Origin of the sequence: Flavobacterium sp. N502540, assembly GCF_025947365.1 — a bacterium.
GTDB lineage: Bacteria > Bacteroidota > Bacteroidia > Flavobacteriales > Flavobacteriaceae > Flavobacterium.
Genome location: NZ_CP110012.1, coordinates 1,690,548 through 1,705,612 on the forward strand (window position 1 = coordinate 1,690,548; position 15,065 = coordinate 1,705,612).

Below are 15,065 nucleotides of genomic sequence, written 5' to 3' on the forward strand. Positions count from 1 at the left end.
AATGGGATAATTTCTTAAATATTGGACTGTGAATTTGTTTATTTTTTATAACCAATTTTTACTCTCTCACTTTCATTTTCTTTTTTCTCCGTTAGTTCATCTAAATAGGAAAAAACCAATTCAATATTTTTGTCATGATTTTCTAACTTCTTTTGAATCTGAAGAATATCCACTTTAATTTCAGTTGTATCCAGCAGCATTTGTCTCACTTTGGTGAAAATGCGCATAATCTGTATATTAGTTTGAATGGCTTTGTCGCTTTTTAGAACGCTTGATAACATCATAACGCCATGTTCAGTGAAAACAAAAGGTAATTTTCTGCTTCCGCCCCAACTTGAAGTCGCAAATTGCGACTTCAAGTTTTCAAATTCGTTTTCAGTAAGTTGAAACATGAAATCTTTTGGAAAGCGAGATAAATTTCTTTTTACCTGTTCATTTAATCTTTTTGTTTCCACATCATAAAGCATCGCCAAATCACTATCCAACATCACTTTTTGATTACGGATATAATATATTTTGTTAGAAATAGTTTCTTCAGAAAGTAAAGATTGATCTTCCATAAGTTTTCATTAAAAAACAAATGTAGGATTTTATTTATATTAAAGATAAGATTTAAATTGTTTTAATTTTCCACTTTTACTTCTGTCTAAAACTGTTTTTCGGGTAAAGCCGAAAGTTAAATTTGGTTCTAAATATACCGTAATTGCCTTTTCTATCTTTTGAATTTGAGTTACATTTAATTCAATATCACTGACATATTCAATTTCAAAAGTATTTAATTGTGTTTGTTTGATGGTAAATTCTTTAACGTTTCCATCGTCTTCAATAATACTTTTAGTAACATAATAAAAGGTTAAACCCGGTGCTTTTTTCCCACTTGGTAGGATAGCAATATCATTGGTCCTTCCAATAAGTTTTTTTAGAATGGGTTTCTGCGGAGTACTTTTTTCATCCAGAATTCCGATATCGCCAATGTCATATCTGATAAAGGGATGTGCCTTATTGAACAGAGATGTAATCACAATCCTGCCTTCTTTTCCATATGGAAGAATCTGATTGTTTTCATCTAAAATTTCTAGAAAAAGTGTTTCTGAATTGACCTGCCATTCACCTTTTAAGTTTTCAAAAGCAATCAAATCGAGTTCTGAAGCGCCGTATTCATTAATAATCGGAACATTCAATTGCTTTTCTAAGAGTTTTTTATCGGATTCAAAAAGCATTTCCGAAGTAACAAAACAAGCTTTTAAAGAGGGACAGACTTCTTTTAAGATCAGATTTTTTTGTTCTAAATACTTAGCAAATAAAACTATCGAACTCGTGTAACCGTTGATATAATCAAATTTTTTAGTTTTGAATTTTTGCAGAAATTTTTCCAGAACGTCATCAGATAAATCGAAAACCGGAAATCGGAAACGATGCGTCAAAAAATCTTTAATTCGTTCTTTATAATATCCGGCAAAATTCATCGGAATACCATAGAATCGAGCCTGATACGAGCGATTAAAATCGATATTGTACCAGCCAAAACGCATAAAAATAGAAGTCCAGGTCAGGGCATGGCAATGCTTATCTTTGGCAAAAACAAAAGGAGTTCCACTGGATCCGGAAGTTTTGTTGAGGTACACATTTTTTATGGTGTAGCCTTTTGAAAGCCTTTCTTCTAGTGGTTTTTGTAAATTTTGTTTGTTCAGGATGGGTAAATTTTCCCATTCCAATTTTGTATTATCTCCAGCCAATTCCTGATAGAAAGAATTGTTTTCCAAATGAAAAGCTACGATTTCTTCTTTTCTGTTCTGAAGGAAATGTGCATACTGTTCTTCCGATAAATTTCTGATTTCATCCAATTGCGTTTTGGCTTTCTTTATCGGAAAACCATTTAATTGCAGTGAAATATCGAGAAGAGAAATCATTTGTGGTATTAATTTTCGTCAAAAATAATACTATCAAATTACTAACAGAGAACAATCAACAACTTTTTAAGATTTAATTATTTTTTACGTGTAAAAGCAATTATTTTTGCACCACAACTAAATACAACTACACCATGACAATTTTACTATTGGGATCGGGCGGAAGAGAACATGCTTTTGCCTGGAAAATGACTCAGAGTCCGCTTTGCGAAAAACTTTTTGTTGCACCTGGAAATGCTGGAACGTCGGCAATTGCTACAAATGTTGCAATGTCTCCAACAGATTTTGACGCAATCAAAGCATTTGTAATTCAGGAGAATGTAAAAATGGTAGTCGTAGGCCCGGAAGATCCTTTGGTTAAAGGGATTTACGATTATTTTAAAAACGACGAGAGTTTACAACATATTCCGGTTATTGGGCCATCAAAATTAGGAGCTCAGTTAGAAGGAAGTAAAGAGTTTGCCAAAGAGTTTTTAATGAAACATAATATTCCAACTGCTGCTTACGATAGTTTTACGGCTGAAACGGTAGAGAACGGATGTGCTTTTTTAGAAACATTACAACCTCCATACGTTTTAAAAGCCGATGGTTTGGCTGCAGGAAAAGGAGTTTTGATTATTCAGGATTTAGAAGAAGCTAAAACAGAATTGAGAAACATGCTGGTTCACGAAAAGTTCGGAGCAGCGAGTTCAAAAGTGGTAATCGAAGAATTTTTGGACGGAATTGAGTTAAGCTGTTTTGTTTTGACTGATGGGAAAAGCTATAAAATCCTTCCAACAGCAAAAGATTACAAACGTATTGGTGAAGGTGATACAGGTTTAAATACTGGTGGGATGGGAGCTGTTTCTCCAGTTCCTTATGTTGATGCTGTTTTGATGGAAAAAATTGAAACACGTATCGTAAAACCAACTATCGAAGGATTTCAAAAGGATGGAATTGAATATAAAGGATTCGTTTTTATTGGTTTGATTAATGTAAAAAATGAACCAATCGTAATTGAGTACAACGTAAGAATGGGAGATCCTGAGACTGAAGTTGTAGTACCGAGATTAGAATCCGATTTAGTGGAATTGTTTCTTTCGGTAGCCAATCAAGAATTAGATACATTCGAATTAAAAGTTGATCCAAGAAGTGCAACTACCATTATGGTGGTTTCTGGAGGATATCCTGAAGAATTTGAAAAAGGAAAAATAATTACTGGTTTAGAAAATATTGAAGATTCTATTGTTTTCCATGCAGGTACAAAATTAGAAAACGATAGTATCGTAAGTAATGGAGGACGTGTATTAACGATAACTTCTTATGGAGACGATTTCCAACAGGCCATAAAAAAATCTTATCAAAACATAGATAAACTAAGCTTTGATAAGATGTATTTTAGAAAAGATATCGGCTTCGACTTACTTTAAAAAAGAGTGAGCCGTAGTATCTTGGTTTTCTGTTCCGGCATCATCAAAAATGCGTAATTGTTTAATCCAATAAACGATTGCGCATGAACAGATGATCATGAAAATCCAGTTGATCGTATTAGCACCAAACCATGTAACAAGTTCCAAACGACGTAAAAAATCAAGTGGTGCGAATAAAATGTTAACGAATAAGTACTGTATTCCTTCAAAAAAAGCTGTCATAATTTTATAAAATTATATGTTATTTATTGTTGTGTAACGCATTGAAACCAGAAGTCTGCTCGCAGAATCTTTTTTCAACTTGTTGGTTTTCCTTTTTAAACAAGTATTATATTTACAATCACAAAAGTATAAAATATCCTTATGATAACAAGTGTTTTTAAAAAATCTACGCCATTAAATTATTCATTGGTCGTAATTTTAATACTGGTTTTCTTTTTTCTGTTTCAAATTCAGGAACCTTCCTGGATAACATCTTATTTTTTGGCATTCCAAAAAGTGAGCTTACTGTGCTTTATTCTGGCCTCATTTTTCCTGATAAATTTTATCGTAAAAAAGAACGGACTCAGTAAAGACAATGGTTACGCGATATTTTTTTACTTATTGTTTCTATTGTTTTTTCCCACAATATTTAACAATGCCAATGTAATATATGGTAACTTTTTTATACTATTGGCACTTCGAAGATTGATTTCGCTGCAGTCATTGAAAGCTTCTAAGGAAAAAATATTTGATGCATCATTTTGGATTTTAATAGCCTCTTTATTTCAATTTTGGTGTATTCTTTTCCTGATTTTGGTTTTTATCTCGATAGTTTTCCATGTTTCCAGAGATTATAGAAACTGGATTTTACCCTTTATTGCACTTGTGGCAGTGTCCATAATCTTTTTATTGGTGTCTTTAATTTTCCATATCGACATCACCGATTTTTTTCAGAAACGTGCCGTAATCGATTTTAACATTGATTATTTCAAGAGCAATTATGAAAACGGAGCACTTTCAATCTATGTGGCCGTAGCCTTATTTTTTGTAGTTTCAATGCTGACTACATTGTCAAATCGACCACAAATAGTGCATTCTTCATACAAAAAAGTAGTAGCTTGTTTCTTTATTGCAGCCTTTGTTTATATTCTATCGCCGGATAAAAGTAACGATTTACTCTTTTTTAGTGTTGCGCCCTTGACTATTATGGCAGCAAGTCATGTAGAATATATGCAACAAAAACTCAATAATGAAATTGTTTTTTATGTGTTGATTTTGTGTAGTTTATTTACATTTTTCTCTCAATTATAATTTACTTCCGTAAGCAAGATCTCCGGCATCGCCAAGACCAGGAACGATGTAATTTTTTTCATTTAGCTTTTCATCTAAAGAGGCGACCCATAAATGGCAGTTTTCCGGAAGATTTTCTTCCAGAAAAGCAACGCCCTCTGGCGCAGCAATGACCACAACAATATGAATCTCTTTTGGAGTTGCATTTTGAATCAGTTTCTCGTGAACTGCAACGATAGACTGACCCGTTGCCAACATTGGATCAAGAAGTAAAACAGTCTTGTCGTTTATGTTTGAAACAGCCTGGTATTCAACCCTAATTTCGAATTCGGCATCATTATTTGGATGGTACCGGCAAGCCGAAACAAAACTATTCTCAGCGTGGTCAAAGTAATTTAAAAAACCGTTATGCAGCGGTAAACCGGCTCTCAAAATAGAACATAAAACTAAATCACTCTCTATTTCAGTCGTATTTTTAATGCCAAGCGGAGTTTGGATTTCAACATTTTTATAAGCCAGATCCTTGCTCAGTTCATAAGCCATAATCTCGCCAATTCGTTCAATATTTCTTCGGAAACGCATGCTGTCGTTCTGAACATTAACATTTCTGATTTGACCTAAAAAGTGATTTAATACGCTGTTATTTTTGGAGATATAATGAATTTTCATACTGAATTTTTAGAATTATGGATAGATTGTAGTGCAATAACGAAAAATTAATCGTTTTCTTCACACCATAAAAGTATAAAAAGTATCTTTGTGACTCTAATAAATAAAGACATGTTTTCAAAATTAGCATATTCTGTTTTCGAACAAAGCATTAAAGATTATCATCAATTTGATAATGTTGATCAACCTATAAACAATCCTTACCCAAAGGATAAATTTGAACACTTATTGTATTTGAAAAACTGGATTGACACTGTTCAATGGCATTTTGAAGATATCATTCGTGATCCACAAATTGATCCGGTAGCGGCGCTTACTTTAAAAAGAAGAATCGATGCTTCAAATCAGGAGCGTACAGATATGGTGGAATATATCGACAGTTACTTTTTACAAAAATACAGTGAAGTAAAAGTAAAAGATGGCGCAAAAATCAATTCTGAAAGTCCGGCTTGGGCTTTTGACCGATTGTCTATTTTAGCGTTAAAAATTTATCACATGCATGAAGAGGCAACTCGTGCTGAAGCTTCACAGGAGCACAGAGATAAATGTCAGGAGAAATTAAATGTACTTTTAGAACAAAGAAGCGATTTATCAACTGCAATTGATGATTTATTGACTGACATTGAAAATGGAGATAAATTCATGAAAGTGTACAAACAAATGAAAATGTACAATGATGATGAATTGAATCCTGTTTTATATCAAAACAAAAAATAATTTGGCAGAGTTGTCCAATACAATAAAGCATATAGCCGTCATGAGACTATCCGCAATGGGAGATGTCGCCATGACGGTTCCTGTTTTACGCACTTTTGTAAAGCAGTATCCAACGGTTAAAGTCACCGTAATTTCACGACCGTTTTTTAAGCCTTTTTTTGAAGGAATCCCAAATCTTGAGTTTTTTGCTTTTGATGAAAAGCAGCGTCACAAAGGATTTACAGGGTTACTTAGACTATACAATGATGTAAAAAAACTCAAAATCGATGCTTTTGCAGACCTTCATAATGTTCTGAGATCCAAAATTGTAAGCCTTCTTTTTGCTTTAAGCGGAAAAAAAAGAGCAACAGTTGACAAAGGACGTGAAGGTAAAAAAGAACTAACTCGCGCCGAGAATAAAATTTTTGCACAATTGCCAACCATGTTCGAAAGACATGTGAAAGTGTTTGAAAAACTTGGTTTTCCTTTAGATATATCAAATCCTGAATTCCCGCAAAAAGCAAAATTAGGCTCAGATATTTTAGAAATCATTGGCGATCAAAATCAAAAATTAATTGGAATTGCACCTTTTGCACAATACAATTCTAAAGTGTATCCGCAAGATTTAATGCAGGAAGTAATTGCAAAATTGGCGGAAAATAAAACGTATACGATTTTACTTTTTGGTGGAGGAAAGAAAGAAATTGAAATCCTGGATTCGTTTTCACAATCCTTTGAAAATGTAGTTAATGTGGCTGGAAAAATTAAATTTCAACAGGAATTACAGCTCATTAGTAATTTAGACGTCATGCTTTCTATGGATTCCGGAAATGCGCATATTGCTGCAATGCTGGGAGTAAAAGCCATTACACTTTGGGGTGCTACACATCCGTATGCGGGATTTTTACCATTCGGACAAACCATGGAAAATGCTTTGGTTTCGGACAGAAATCAATATCCAAAATTACCAACATCTGTTTATGGAAACAAAATCGTTGACGGTTATGAAGACGCTATGAGATCGATTTCACCCAAAGATATAGTCAAGAAGATTCAATTAAGCATATAATCCATTTAAATCATAAAGAAAGTAGCCAACTGTTTTCTTTTTGTTTTTATTGGCAACAATTACAACAAAATGATTTTCTTTTTCTGTAGACAATAAAATGTGCTCAAAATCTTCCGTTGAATTTCTGTAGATTTTGTGCACCAATTGTGACTCTTTAATTTTGTTCGATAGTATTTTAGCAGCTTTTAATTTGCTTATGTAGGGCCAGATATTAAAAGTATTCTTCTCAGAAACATTTATTTCGGTCATTTTACCAATCATTGTGGCACTATATTTTTCTTTGGTAAGTAATTTGGGTCCTTTTTTATTTTGTTGTTTCTTAATGATAAAGTAGATACAAAAAAGAGCGGTTATTACAAAAAGGGCTATAAATGATAAACGAAGTAAGTGATGTATTGTCATAATATTTAAGATTTAAACGTGTTGACAAATTTGATTTAGCGCTACAAATCTACACAAGAACAGGAGATTGTGATTGCTTTAATTTTACCTCTAATATAATAAAAATTCAGCAATATTTTACCGAAAAAATACATTTATTGTAATTATAATTAGAGCCAAATTTTCTCATCCCGACATCTGCTATAAATATAACTTTTTAGATTCGAAATCATGACTTGATAATTTGGTGCTTCATAACCAAATCGTTCGTGTTCCATTTGTTCTTTTTCAACAGCATCACAGCCTTTTATAACTTCTTTAAGCATATCCAGCATGGCGAGTTCTTTATTGTTTGTCTTCTGAAATTTAAATTCTATAAGTTCATCCTGAAGTTCTTCACAATATTCCACAAGTTTTTCAACTTCAGGTTCATCCAGAAGATATTCTTTATTTTTAAAAATTTCCTGTACAGATTTCATAACGTAATTTTTAAGTTCCAAATTCAAATTTTACAAAGATTGCTAATAATTATAAAACAAAAAAAAATCCAAATCCCAATTGTAAGTTTGGAATTTGGATTTTGAATATTTTGAAATTTTAACGATTAAACATCATCATAATCTACATAAATAGATTCTGAAGTAGGATGTGCCTGGCAGGTTAAAATTAAACCTTCAGCGATTTCACTATCCGTTAAAATCGAGTTTTTAGTCATTTCAGCACTTCCGGAAGTTACACGAGCCAGACAGCTGCTGCAAATTCCACCCTGACAAGAGTATGGAGCGTCGATTCCTTGTTTTAAAGCGGCATCAAGGATGGTTTGCTTTTGAGACATTTCGAATGAAACTTCGTCATCATCAACCAAAACCGTAATTTTTGTATGTCCTTCTAATGAAGTATTGATTTTATTTTCCTGAGTAGAAGAAGTAAAAAGTTCAAATTTAATTGCCGATTCTTTTACATTTTTCTCCTTTAAAATTCCCGAAACCGTATCAATCATTTCTTCAGGACCACACAAGAAAAATTTGTCAAATTGTAATTCTTTGTGTTTGTTGTTCAGTACAAAATTTACTGCCGATTTATCAATTCTTCCAAACAAAGCATTTTCAGCCTTAGCCTGACTAAAAACATAATGGATGAAAAAACGGCCTACATACTGTAATTGTAAATCATGTAATTCCTGGTAAAAAATAGTATCTTCAGGAGTTTTGTTTCCATAAACCAATACAAATGAACTTTTTGGTTCACTTTTTAAAACCGATTTAATAATAGAAAGTACCGGAGTAATCCCACTTCCGGCCACAAAAGCCGCATAGTTTTTTTGTCTTTCAGCATCTGGTTCAAAAGTAAACTTTCCTTCCGGATGACCTACTTCAAGAACATCTCCAGCCTTAAGTCTCGTATTGGCAAATTGAGAAAATAAACCATTTTTTACTGCTTTTACAGCAATGCGTAATTCGTTGCTTTCCGGTGCAGAACAAATAGAATAAGCACGACGAATCTCTTGGTTATCAAGAGTTAGTTTTAAATTTATGTATTGTCCGGCTATAAATTTATAGTCTGATTTTAGTTCTTCAGGAACATTAAAAAGTACAGAAACAGCATCAGCAGTTTCGCGTTTTACCTCTTTAATTATTAGTTTTAAGAATGAAGGCATGATTGTATTTTTTATGCAAAAGTAGCAAACGACAGTTAATTGACAGGCACTAAACGATTATTTTTAACTTTTTTTGTAACGTTTTCTTACATTTGATCACATACTAGAAAACTCAAAACAAATAACCATGATTAAAAAGTTTATTTATCTGGAATGGAAAGCCTTTGTTAGATCTGCATCATTCGGCACCAGTGTCGTGATGAAAGTTTTATTAGGCTTTTTAATGGTCTATTTTTCCTTGCTTTTTATTGGAGCCGGAATAGGAGCATTCTATATATTAAAAAAAATGAAACTAGAGCCTCTGGTGACTATCAACCAATTTTTGATTTACTATTTTCTTTTCGATCTCGTGATTCGTTTATTGATGCAGGCAATTCCGGTTTTGAATATTAAACCATTATTAATTCTACCGTTCAGGAAATCGACCATCGTTCATTTTTCATTAGGCAAAACTGCTTTGTCTTTTTTCAATTGGGTTCATGCTCTGTTTTTTATTCCTTTTTCAATAGTTTTAGTTTTAGAAGGTTATGACCTTTTGGGAGTTATTTTCTGGTTTTTAGCGGCATTCTCCTTGATTTATATCAACAATTTTTTGAATATTATTTTAAGTAATATCGACAAGTTGTTTGTTGTTTTTGTTGGAGCAATTATCGCTTTAGGAGCCGCACAGTATTATAAACTCTTTGATATTACCAGTTTTACAACGCCAATTTTCCAAGGTTTTTATACGACAAAAGGATTGTTTTTGATTCCTGCTTTGATTTTGATAGGGCTCTATTTGTTTACTTTCAAATATTTCAAGAATAATTTGTTTTTAGATGCAGGACTTTCGCAAAAAGAAGACATCGCTACCACTGAAAATCTTTCGTGGCTCAATCAATTCGGGACTTTAGGAACCTTTCTTAAAAACGATATCAAATTGATTAAGAGAAACAAAAGATCAAAAACGACTCTGGTAATGAGTTTTATCTTTTTGTTTTACGGACTTATCTTTTTCGGAAACAAACAACAGCCCGAGGTGATGACCATTTTTGCCGGAATATTTGTTTCAGGTGGGTTCTTATTCGTGTTCGGACAATTTGTACCGAGCTGGGATAGTTCGTATTACCAATTAATGATGACACAGAATATTCCATATCGCGGTTACATAACGTCAAAATGGTGGTTGATTGTTATTGCTACTTTTATCTCTACAATACTGGCGTCTTTTTATCTTTTCTTTGGATGGCAAATTTATTTAACGGTTGTTGTTGGCGCAATTTACAATATAGGAGTCAATTCGCATCTGGTACTTTTGGGTGGTGCTTTTACAAAAACGCCAATTGATTTGAGTTCGGCGGGAGGGGCCTTTGGAGACAAAAAAGCGTTTAATGTTAATGCAATGCTACTGACATTGCCGAAGATATTAGTGCCTTTAGGACTTTATGGAATCGGATTGTATTTAGGAAATAAAACTATCGGATTAGCACTAGTAGCAGGGGCAGGAGTTTTGGGCTTTGCTTTTAAAGAAAAAGTATTTTCACTGATCGAAAAAAGATATAAAATAGAGAAGTACAGCACCATAAGTGCTTATAAACAAAAGAATTAAATTAGATAATTTGTCAATTTGATAATGAGGTAATTTTAACTGATTCAATTAAATCAGCAATCTAAAATCAATAAACCATGATACAAGTAAACCAACTTTCAAAAAAATACAACGGTACAACAGTTTTAAACATAAATAATCTTGAAATTCCAAAAGGACAAAGCTTTGGATTAGTAGGAAATAACGGGGCAGGAAAAACCACTTTTTTCAGCTTGTTACTCGATTTGATTCAACCTTCAACGGGAAATATAGTAAACAACGATATTCAGGTGAATGCAAACGAGCACTGGAAATCTTTCACAGGATCTTTTCTCGATGAAAGTTTTTTGATTGGGTATTTGACTCCCGAGGAATATTTTTATTTTATTGGTGATTTACGTCATCAGAACAAAGCCGATATTGATGCTTTATTACAGCAGCATGAAGAGTTTTTTAATGGAGAAATCCTGAACAACAAAAAATATTTGAGAGATTTATCTAAAGGAAATCAGAAGAAAGTAGGTATCATTGCTACACTTATCGGAAATCCGGAAGTCGTTATTTTAGACGAACCTTTTGCAAATCTGGATCCGACAACGGTAAGCCGATTAAAAAAAATCATTAAGGATCTGGCCGATAATCCAAATGTTACCGTGCTGGTTTCCAGTCATGATTTGCAGCATACCGTAGAGGTTTGTGACCGAATAGTAGCATTAAATAAAGGAGAAATTGTGAAGGACATTCAAACTTCAGAAGAAACCTTACAAGAACTGGAATTGTTTTTTGCAGTATAAGTTTCTATATTTCAAAAAGAAGCGTATTTTTACAAGTCATTATACTAAAAATCCTTTTTAGAAGTTAATTGATATAAACTCTTTTCTATTGAAAAAGAATACTCTTAAATATAGTTTTTTTATTGTTTTTTTATTCTTTTTGATAGCCTGTTCTACCAAGAAAAATAATTTTTTGGCTAGAAATTCCCATGCGCTAAGTACAAAATACAACATTTTGTATAATGGTGGAATTGGTCTTGAGAAAGGATTAAAGGCTGTTCATGCGAATAATCAGGATAACTTCTGGAAAATGCTTCCGATCGAAAAGATGCAGTTTGATGAGAACTTTTCACAAGGGGATAAACCCAAAAATGCTGATTTTGAAAAGGCGGAGACCAAGGCCACAAAAGCGATTCAGAAACACTCCATGAATATTGGAGGAAGAGAGCGAAATTCACAAATCGACGAGGCTTATCTGATGCTTGGAAAAGCCAGATACTACGATCAGAGGTTTATTCCGGCTTTGGAGGCATTCAATTATATTTTGTACAAATACCCGAACAGCAGTAATATTTATACAGCGAAAATCTGGCGCGAGAAAACCAATATGCGTTTAGGTAATGATGCTATTGCGGTAAAAAATATCAATCTGCTCTTAAAAAATACAGATCTGAACAAGCAGACTTTTTCGGATGCGAATGCTTTATTGGCTGAAGCTTATTTGAATTTGGAAAAAAAAGACAGTGCAGTTGCTAAACTTAAAATTGCCGAGGAGTTTACCAAAATAAATGAAGACCGCGCACGTTACCGTTTTATCTTAGGTCAGATGTATCAGGAAGCCGGGATAAGAGACAGCACCTTTTATTACTATGATGGTGTAATTGACATGAACAGAAAAGCCGATCGAAAATATATGATGCATGCCTACGCAAAAAAGGCCCAGATGTTTGATTATAAAAATGGAGATCAGGATTTGTTCATAGAAATGTACAATAAGTTAGTGGCAGATCGTGAAAACAGACCTTATCTGGATGTTTTATTTTATGAGATGGGAGTTTTCTTTGACAAGAATGAGGAACAGAAGGATGCTTTGGTTTTCTACAACAAGTCATTGGGCAGAAAATCAAAAGACTCTTATTTAGTAGCGTCGACTTATAGAAATATTGGGAACATGTATTTTAAGAAGACCAATTATACTCTTGCTGCCAAATATTACGACAGTACATTAGTAAAATTAGATCCTAAATCAAGAGAGTTTGCTTTTATTGAAAAAAACAGAAAAAATCTCGACAATGTTATCAAGTACGAAGCAATTGCAAAACGCAACGACAGTATCATAAAAGTATACGGTTTGTCTCCGGCTGATAGAAAAAGTTATTTTAATGATTATATCGCGGCACTCAAAGAAAAAGACGAGGCGAAACGAATCTTAGAAGAAAAAGAAAAGGAAAAACTGGCCAATATCGATCGTAACACAAATGCTAATGGAGGACCAACAGCGGTTAACCCTCAGTCAGTTGGCACGGCAAATCCGGGAATAGGAGCATTTAATCCTCCGGCAGGAAACGAAACAGCAAGTACCAGTACTTTTTATTTTTACAATCCTACCACAGTTGCTTACGGAAAATTACAGTTTAAGAAATTATGGGGTAATCGAGTTTTAGAAGGCAACTGGAGATTGGCCGCTGTGAAATCAGCCAATAATGCCGCATTAAACGACACCTTAAATAATAACGCTGCAAATACCCTTAAAGATTCTATAGTTATTGAAAAATATACTACAGATTTCTACGAAAAACAACTTCCTCAAACACAAGCTGCCATCGATAGTATTGGTGTAGAGCGTAATTTTGCGTACTATCAATTAGGACTTATTTACAAAGAAAAATTTAAGGAATACAATCTGGCGAGTGACAAACTGGAACAGTTATTAAAAAATAAACCGGAAGAAAAATTGATTTTGCCGGCAATGTATAACTTGTACAAAATATATCAAATTACAAATCCTGCCCGTGCCGAGAGAATAAAATCAGATATCACAAACAATTATCCGACTTCAAGATACGCTCAAATTTTAAACAATACCAATGCGGGCGATTTAGCATCACCGGATAAGGAGTACCAAAAATGGTATAAATTGTTTCAGGAGGAGCAGTTTGATACCGTCTTAGATAATATTGATAATCTGATCAATCAATATTCAGGAGATGAAATTGTTTCAAAGTATGAATTGTTAAAAGCCAATACTTTAGGAAAAGTAAATGGTTTAGCGGCATACAAAAAAGGCTTAGAATCAGTTGCCGATAATTATCCAAACAGTGATGAAGGAAAAAATGCGCGCGAGATTTTAGAAAAGCAAATACCAGCTTTAGAAAAACTTGATTTTACTTCAGTTGACAGTAAAAACTGGAAAATTGTATATGTCGTTGCTAATAATGACACTAAAACCCGTAAGAAGATTGAAGAAGCGATCAGAGTCTTTTTATTAGTTGAAAATTATGAGAGATTGACAACTTCTTTTGATAAATACAATAGAACTGAAAGTTTTGTGGTGATTCACGGTTTAAAATCAGAGGCATACGCCAGAGATATTTCAGGAGTTTTTAGAGACGATAAAAAGTATAAAATACCGAATCCCGCAATTATCATATCGAGTGATAATTACAAATTGGTTCAAATTAAGAAAAATCTCGATACCTACTTAGCCCCCAAAACACCATAATCATGTTTGATAAAGTAAAAAAAAACGGAACAGAACTTTTAGGAAAAACGAATCGAATAGTTGAAGGAACCTCTATTGTAGGAGACATCGTTGCTAAAGACGATTTTAGACTGGATGGAGAATTGATAGGAAATTTTACTTCACAAGGTAAATTGGTTATTGGAGCTTCCGGTGTTGTTAAAGGTGAAATAGTTTGTAATAATGCCGATATTGAAGGAGTATTTCAGGGAAAAATTAAAGTTTTAGAAGTCCTTAATATAAAAGCATCGGCACAGATTCATGGAGAAGTTGCCATAGGAAAACTGTCTATAGAACCAGGCGCAAATTTTACCGCTACCTGTACTATGTTGACTCATACTAAAGATGTAACCCTAAAAGATGGAAAAGGAACCGAACAAAAACAAAAGGAACAAGTGGCTTCCGCTCATTAATATTCCCGTTCAAATGGGGATCATTATTTTTTTATTATCCTATTTTGGTACCTGGCTGGATGAAAATCATCCCAGTCCAAAATTAGATTACAACACCATCTTTGTCATGATTGGAGTTGGATTGGCTTTGTACAATGTAATTCGTCAGGTTAACGAAATCAATAAAACAAAGTAAATCATCTTTTAAACAGCTTGAAATAAATATTGCATCTTTGCAAAAAAAAATTTTCAAATGCTTTTAAAAAACTACAAACCCATTTTATATTTATTCTTTTTTGCTTTGGCGGCTTACTTATTGCACAAAGCACTTTTTTCAGTTTTAGAAATTAATACCCAAAACTTTTATTATAGTACAGCCTTTTTGTATTTGATTTTTTTCACGCTGTCAGCATTTTTATACCTTATATTATTAGTAGTAAAAAAGAAGAATTTCGAAATTGTCGGAATGGCTTTCCTGTTTGGGACCGCCAGTCAAATGTTATTAGCCTATTTAATTTTGAGACCGATTT

16 protein-coding genes are annotated in these 15,065 nt (G+C 33.3%); 9 read left to right on the plus strand and 7 right to left on the minus strand.

Going from position 1 to position 15,065, the window contains the following annotated elements; translation table 11 throughout:
* Positions 1-38: 38 nt before the first annotated feature.
* On the minus strand, positions 39-560 hold the full coding sequence (locus OLM58_RS07475) for an ORF6N domain-containing protein (protein ID WP_264531804.1): 522 nt from the start codon (positions 558-560) through the stop codon (positions 39-41).
* A 39-nt stretch (positions 561-599) separates the two neighbouring features.
* Positions 600-1,910: a phenylacetate--CoA ligase family protein gene (locus tag OLM58_RS07480; protein ID WP_264531805.1), complete on the minus strand. Its 1,311-nt coding sequence runs from the start codon at positions 1,908-1,910 to the stop codon at positions 600-602.
* Between the two features lie 134 nt (positions 1,911-2,044).
* Between OLM58_RS07480 and purD the strand changes: the two genes are divergently transcribed.
* Complete coding sequence (purD, locus tag OLM58_RS07485; protein ID WP_264531806.1) at positions 2,045-3,319, plus strand: phosphoribosylamine--glycine ligase; 1,275 nt, start codon at positions 2,045-2,047, stop codon at positions 3,317-3,319.
* Here purD and OLM58_RS07490 read toward each other — a convergent pair.
* Positions 3,311-3,541, minus strand: a complete 231-nt coding sequence (locus OLM58_RS07490; protein WP_017496855.1) for a DUF6341 family protein — start codon at positions 3,539-3,541, stop codon at positions 3,311-3,313. The two genes, purD and OLM58_RS07490, sit on opposite strands and share 9 nt — an antisense overlap.
* A 141-nt stretch (positions 3,542-3,682) precedes the next feature.
* Here OLM58_RS07490 and OLM58_RS07495 point away from each other — a divergent pair, with 141 nt between their 5' ends.
* A complete protein-coding gene (locus OLM58_RS07495) occupies positions 3,683-4,612 on the plus strand; it encodes a DUF6427 family protein (protein WP_070906216.1) in 930 nt (309 codons plus the stop codon).
* On the opposite strand, the gene upp is transcribed toward OLM58_RS07495, so the two are convergent.
* Entirely contained in the window at positions 4,607-5,260 is a 654-nt protein-coding gene (gene upp, locus OLM58_RS07500; RefSeq protein ID WP_017496857.1) for a uracil phosphoribosyltransferase, read from the minus strand. The two genes, OLM58_RS07495 and upp, sit on opposite strands and share 6 nt — an antisense overlap.
* Before the next feature lie 111 nt (positions 5,261-5,371).
* Between upp and OLM58_RS07505 the strand changes: the two genes are divergently transcribed.
* Together OLM58_RS07505 and OLM58_RS07510 are read left to right on the plus strand one after the other, a co-directional pair.
* Positions 5,372-5,977: a DUF4254 domain-containing protein gene (locus OLM58_RS07505; RefSeq protein ID WP_017496858.1), complete on the plus strand. Its 606-nt coding sequence runs from the start codon at positions 5,372-5,374 to the stop codon at positions 5,975-5,977.
* 40 nt (positions 5,978-6,017) lie between these two features.
* Positions 6,018-7,025, plus strand: coding sequence for a glycosyltransferase family 9 protein (locus OLM58_RS07510; protein WP_264531807.1), 1,008 nt, complete (start codon positions 6,018-6,020; stop codon positions 7,023-7,025).
* On the opposite strand, the gene OLM58_RS07515 is transcribed toward OLM58_RS07510, so the two are convergent.
* The 3 genes from OLM58_RS07515 to OLM58_RS07525 form a co-directional block, all read right to left on the minus strand.
* Positions 7,014-7,427: a hypothetical protein gene (locus OLM58_RS07515; protein WP_229999244.1), complete on the minus strand. Its 414-nt coding sequence runs from the start codon at positions 7,425-7,427 to the stop codon at positions 7,014-7,016. The genes OLM58_RS07510 and OLM58_RS07515 overlap by 12 nt on opposite strands.
* Positions 7,428-7,576: 149 nt before the next feature.
* Entirely contained in the window at positions 7,577-7,885 is a 309-nt protein-coding gene (locus tag OLM58_RS07520) for a hypothetical protein (protein ID WP_264531808.1), read from the minus strand.
* Positions 7,886-8,010: 125 nt separating this feature from the next.
* Positions 8,011-9,063 carry a ferredoxin--NADP reductase gene (locus tag OLM58_RS07525; RefSeq protein ID WP_017496862.1) on the minus strand — a complete coding sequence of 351 codons (1,053 nt, stop codon included), beginning with the start codon at positions 9,061-9,063 and terminating at the stop codon, positions 8,011-8,013.
* Between the two features lie 127 nt (positions 9,064-9,190).
* Between OLM58_RS07525 and OLM58_RS07530 the strand changes: the two genes are divergently transcribed.
* The 5 genes from OLM58_RS07530 to OLM58_RS07550 all read left to right on the plus strand — a co-directional run bounded on the left by OLM58_RS07530 (position 9,191) and on the right by OLM58_RS07550 (position 14,731).
* Positions 9,191-10,651, plus strand: coding sequence for a DUF5687 family protein (locus OLM58_RS07530; protein WP_264531809.1), 1,461 nt, complete (start codon positions 9,191-9,193; stop codon positions 10,649-10,651).
* A 77-nt stretch (positions 10,652-10,728) separates the two neighbouring features.
* Complete coding sequence (locus OLM58_RS07535) at positions 10,729-11,424, plus strand: ABC transporter ATP-binding protein (RefSeq protein ID WP_264531810.1); 696 nt, start codon at positions 10,729-10,731, stop codon at positions 11,422-11,424.
* An 88-nt stretch (positions 11,425-11,512) separates the two neighbouring features.
* The gene (locus tag OLM58_RS07540) at positions 11,513-14,125 is read left to right on the plus strand and encodes a tetratricopeptide repeat protein (protein WP_264531811.1); all 2,613 of its coding nucleotides are present in this window, start codon (positions 11,513-11,515) and stop codon (positions 14,123-14,125) included.
* Positions 14,126-14,127: 2 nt separating this feature from the next.
* Positions 14,128-14,556 carry a bactofilin family protein gene (locus tag OLM58_RS07545; RefSeq protein WP_070906208.1) on the plus strand — a complete coding sequence of 143 codons (429 nt, stop codon included), beginning with the start codon at positions 14,128-14,130 and terminating at the stop codon, positions 14,554-14,556.
* Positions 14,504-14,731: an AtpZ/AtpI family protein gene (locus OLM58_RS07550; RefSeq protein WP_264531812.1), complete on the plus strand. Its 228-nt coding sequence runs from the start codon at positions 14,504-14,506 to the stop codon at positions 14,729-14,731. Before OLM58_RS07545 ends, OLM58_RS07550 begins: the two co-directional genes overlap by 53 nt.
* Positions 14,732-15,065: the final 334 nt, after the last annotated feature.

Excerpts from the sequence above, each read along its gene's own strand:
- OLM58_RS07475 (WP_264531804.1), bottom strand. The coding sequence starts at position 560 with ATGGAAGATCAATCTTTACTTTCTGAAGAAACTATTTCTAACAAAATA.
- OLM58_RS07480 (WP_264531805.1), bottom strand. The coding sequence starts at position 1,910 with ATGATTTCTCTTCTCGATATTTCACTGCAATTAAATGGTTTTCCGATA.
- purD (WP_264531806.1), top strand. The coding sequence starts at position 2,045 with ATGACAATTTTACTATTGGGATCGGGCGGAAGAGAACATGCTTTTGCC.
- OLM58_RS07490 (WP_017496855.1), bottom strand. The coding sequence starts at position 3,541 with ATGACAGCTTTTTTTGAAGGAATACAGTACTTATTCGTTAACATTTTA.
- OLM58_RS07495 (WP_070906216.1), top strand. The coding sequence starts at position 3,683 with ATGATAACAAGTGTTTTTAAAAAATCTACGCCATTAAATTATTCATTG.
- upp (WP_017496857.1), bottom strand. The coding sequence starts at position 5,260 with ATGAAAATTCATTATATCTCCAAAAATAACAGCGTATTAAATCACTTT.
- OLM58_RS07505 (WP_017496858.1), top strand. The coding sequence starts at position 5,372 with ATGTTTTCAAAATTAGCATATTCTGTTTTCGAACAAAGCATTAAAGAT.
- OLM58_RS07510 (WP_264531807.1), top strand. The coding sequence starts at position 6,018 with ATGAGACTATCCGCAATGGGAGATGTCGCCATGACGGTTCCTGTTTTA.
- OLM58_RS07515 (WP_229999244.1), bottom strand. The coding sequence starts at position 7,427 with ATGACAATACATCACTTACTTCGTTTATCATTTATAGCCCTTTTTGTA.
- OLM58_RS07520 (WP_264531808.1), bottom strand. The coding sequence starts at position 7,885 with ATGAAATCTGTACAGGAAATTTTTAAAAATAAAGAATATCTTCTGGAT.
- OLM58_RS07525 (WP_017496862.1), bottom strand. The coding sequence starts at position 9,063 with ATGCCTTCATTCTTAAAACTAATAATTAAAGAGGTAAAACGCGAAACT.
- OLM58_RS07530 (WP_264531809.1), top strand. The coding sequence starts at position 9,191 with ATGATTAAAAAGTTTATTTATCTGGAATGGAAAGCCTTTGTTAGATCT.
- OLM58_RS07535 (WP_264531810.1), top strand. The coding sequence starts at position 10,729 with ATGATACAAGTAAACCAACTTTCAAAAAAATACAACGGTACAACAGTT.
- OLM58_RS07545 (WP_070906208.1), top strand. The coding sequence starts at position 14,128 with ATGTTTGATAAAGTAAAAAAAAACGGAACAGAACTTTTAGGAAAAACG.
- OLM58_RS07550 (WP_264531812.1), top strand. The coding sequence starts at position 14,504 with ATGGAAAAGGAACCGAACAAAAACAAAAGGAACAAGTGGCTTCCGCTC.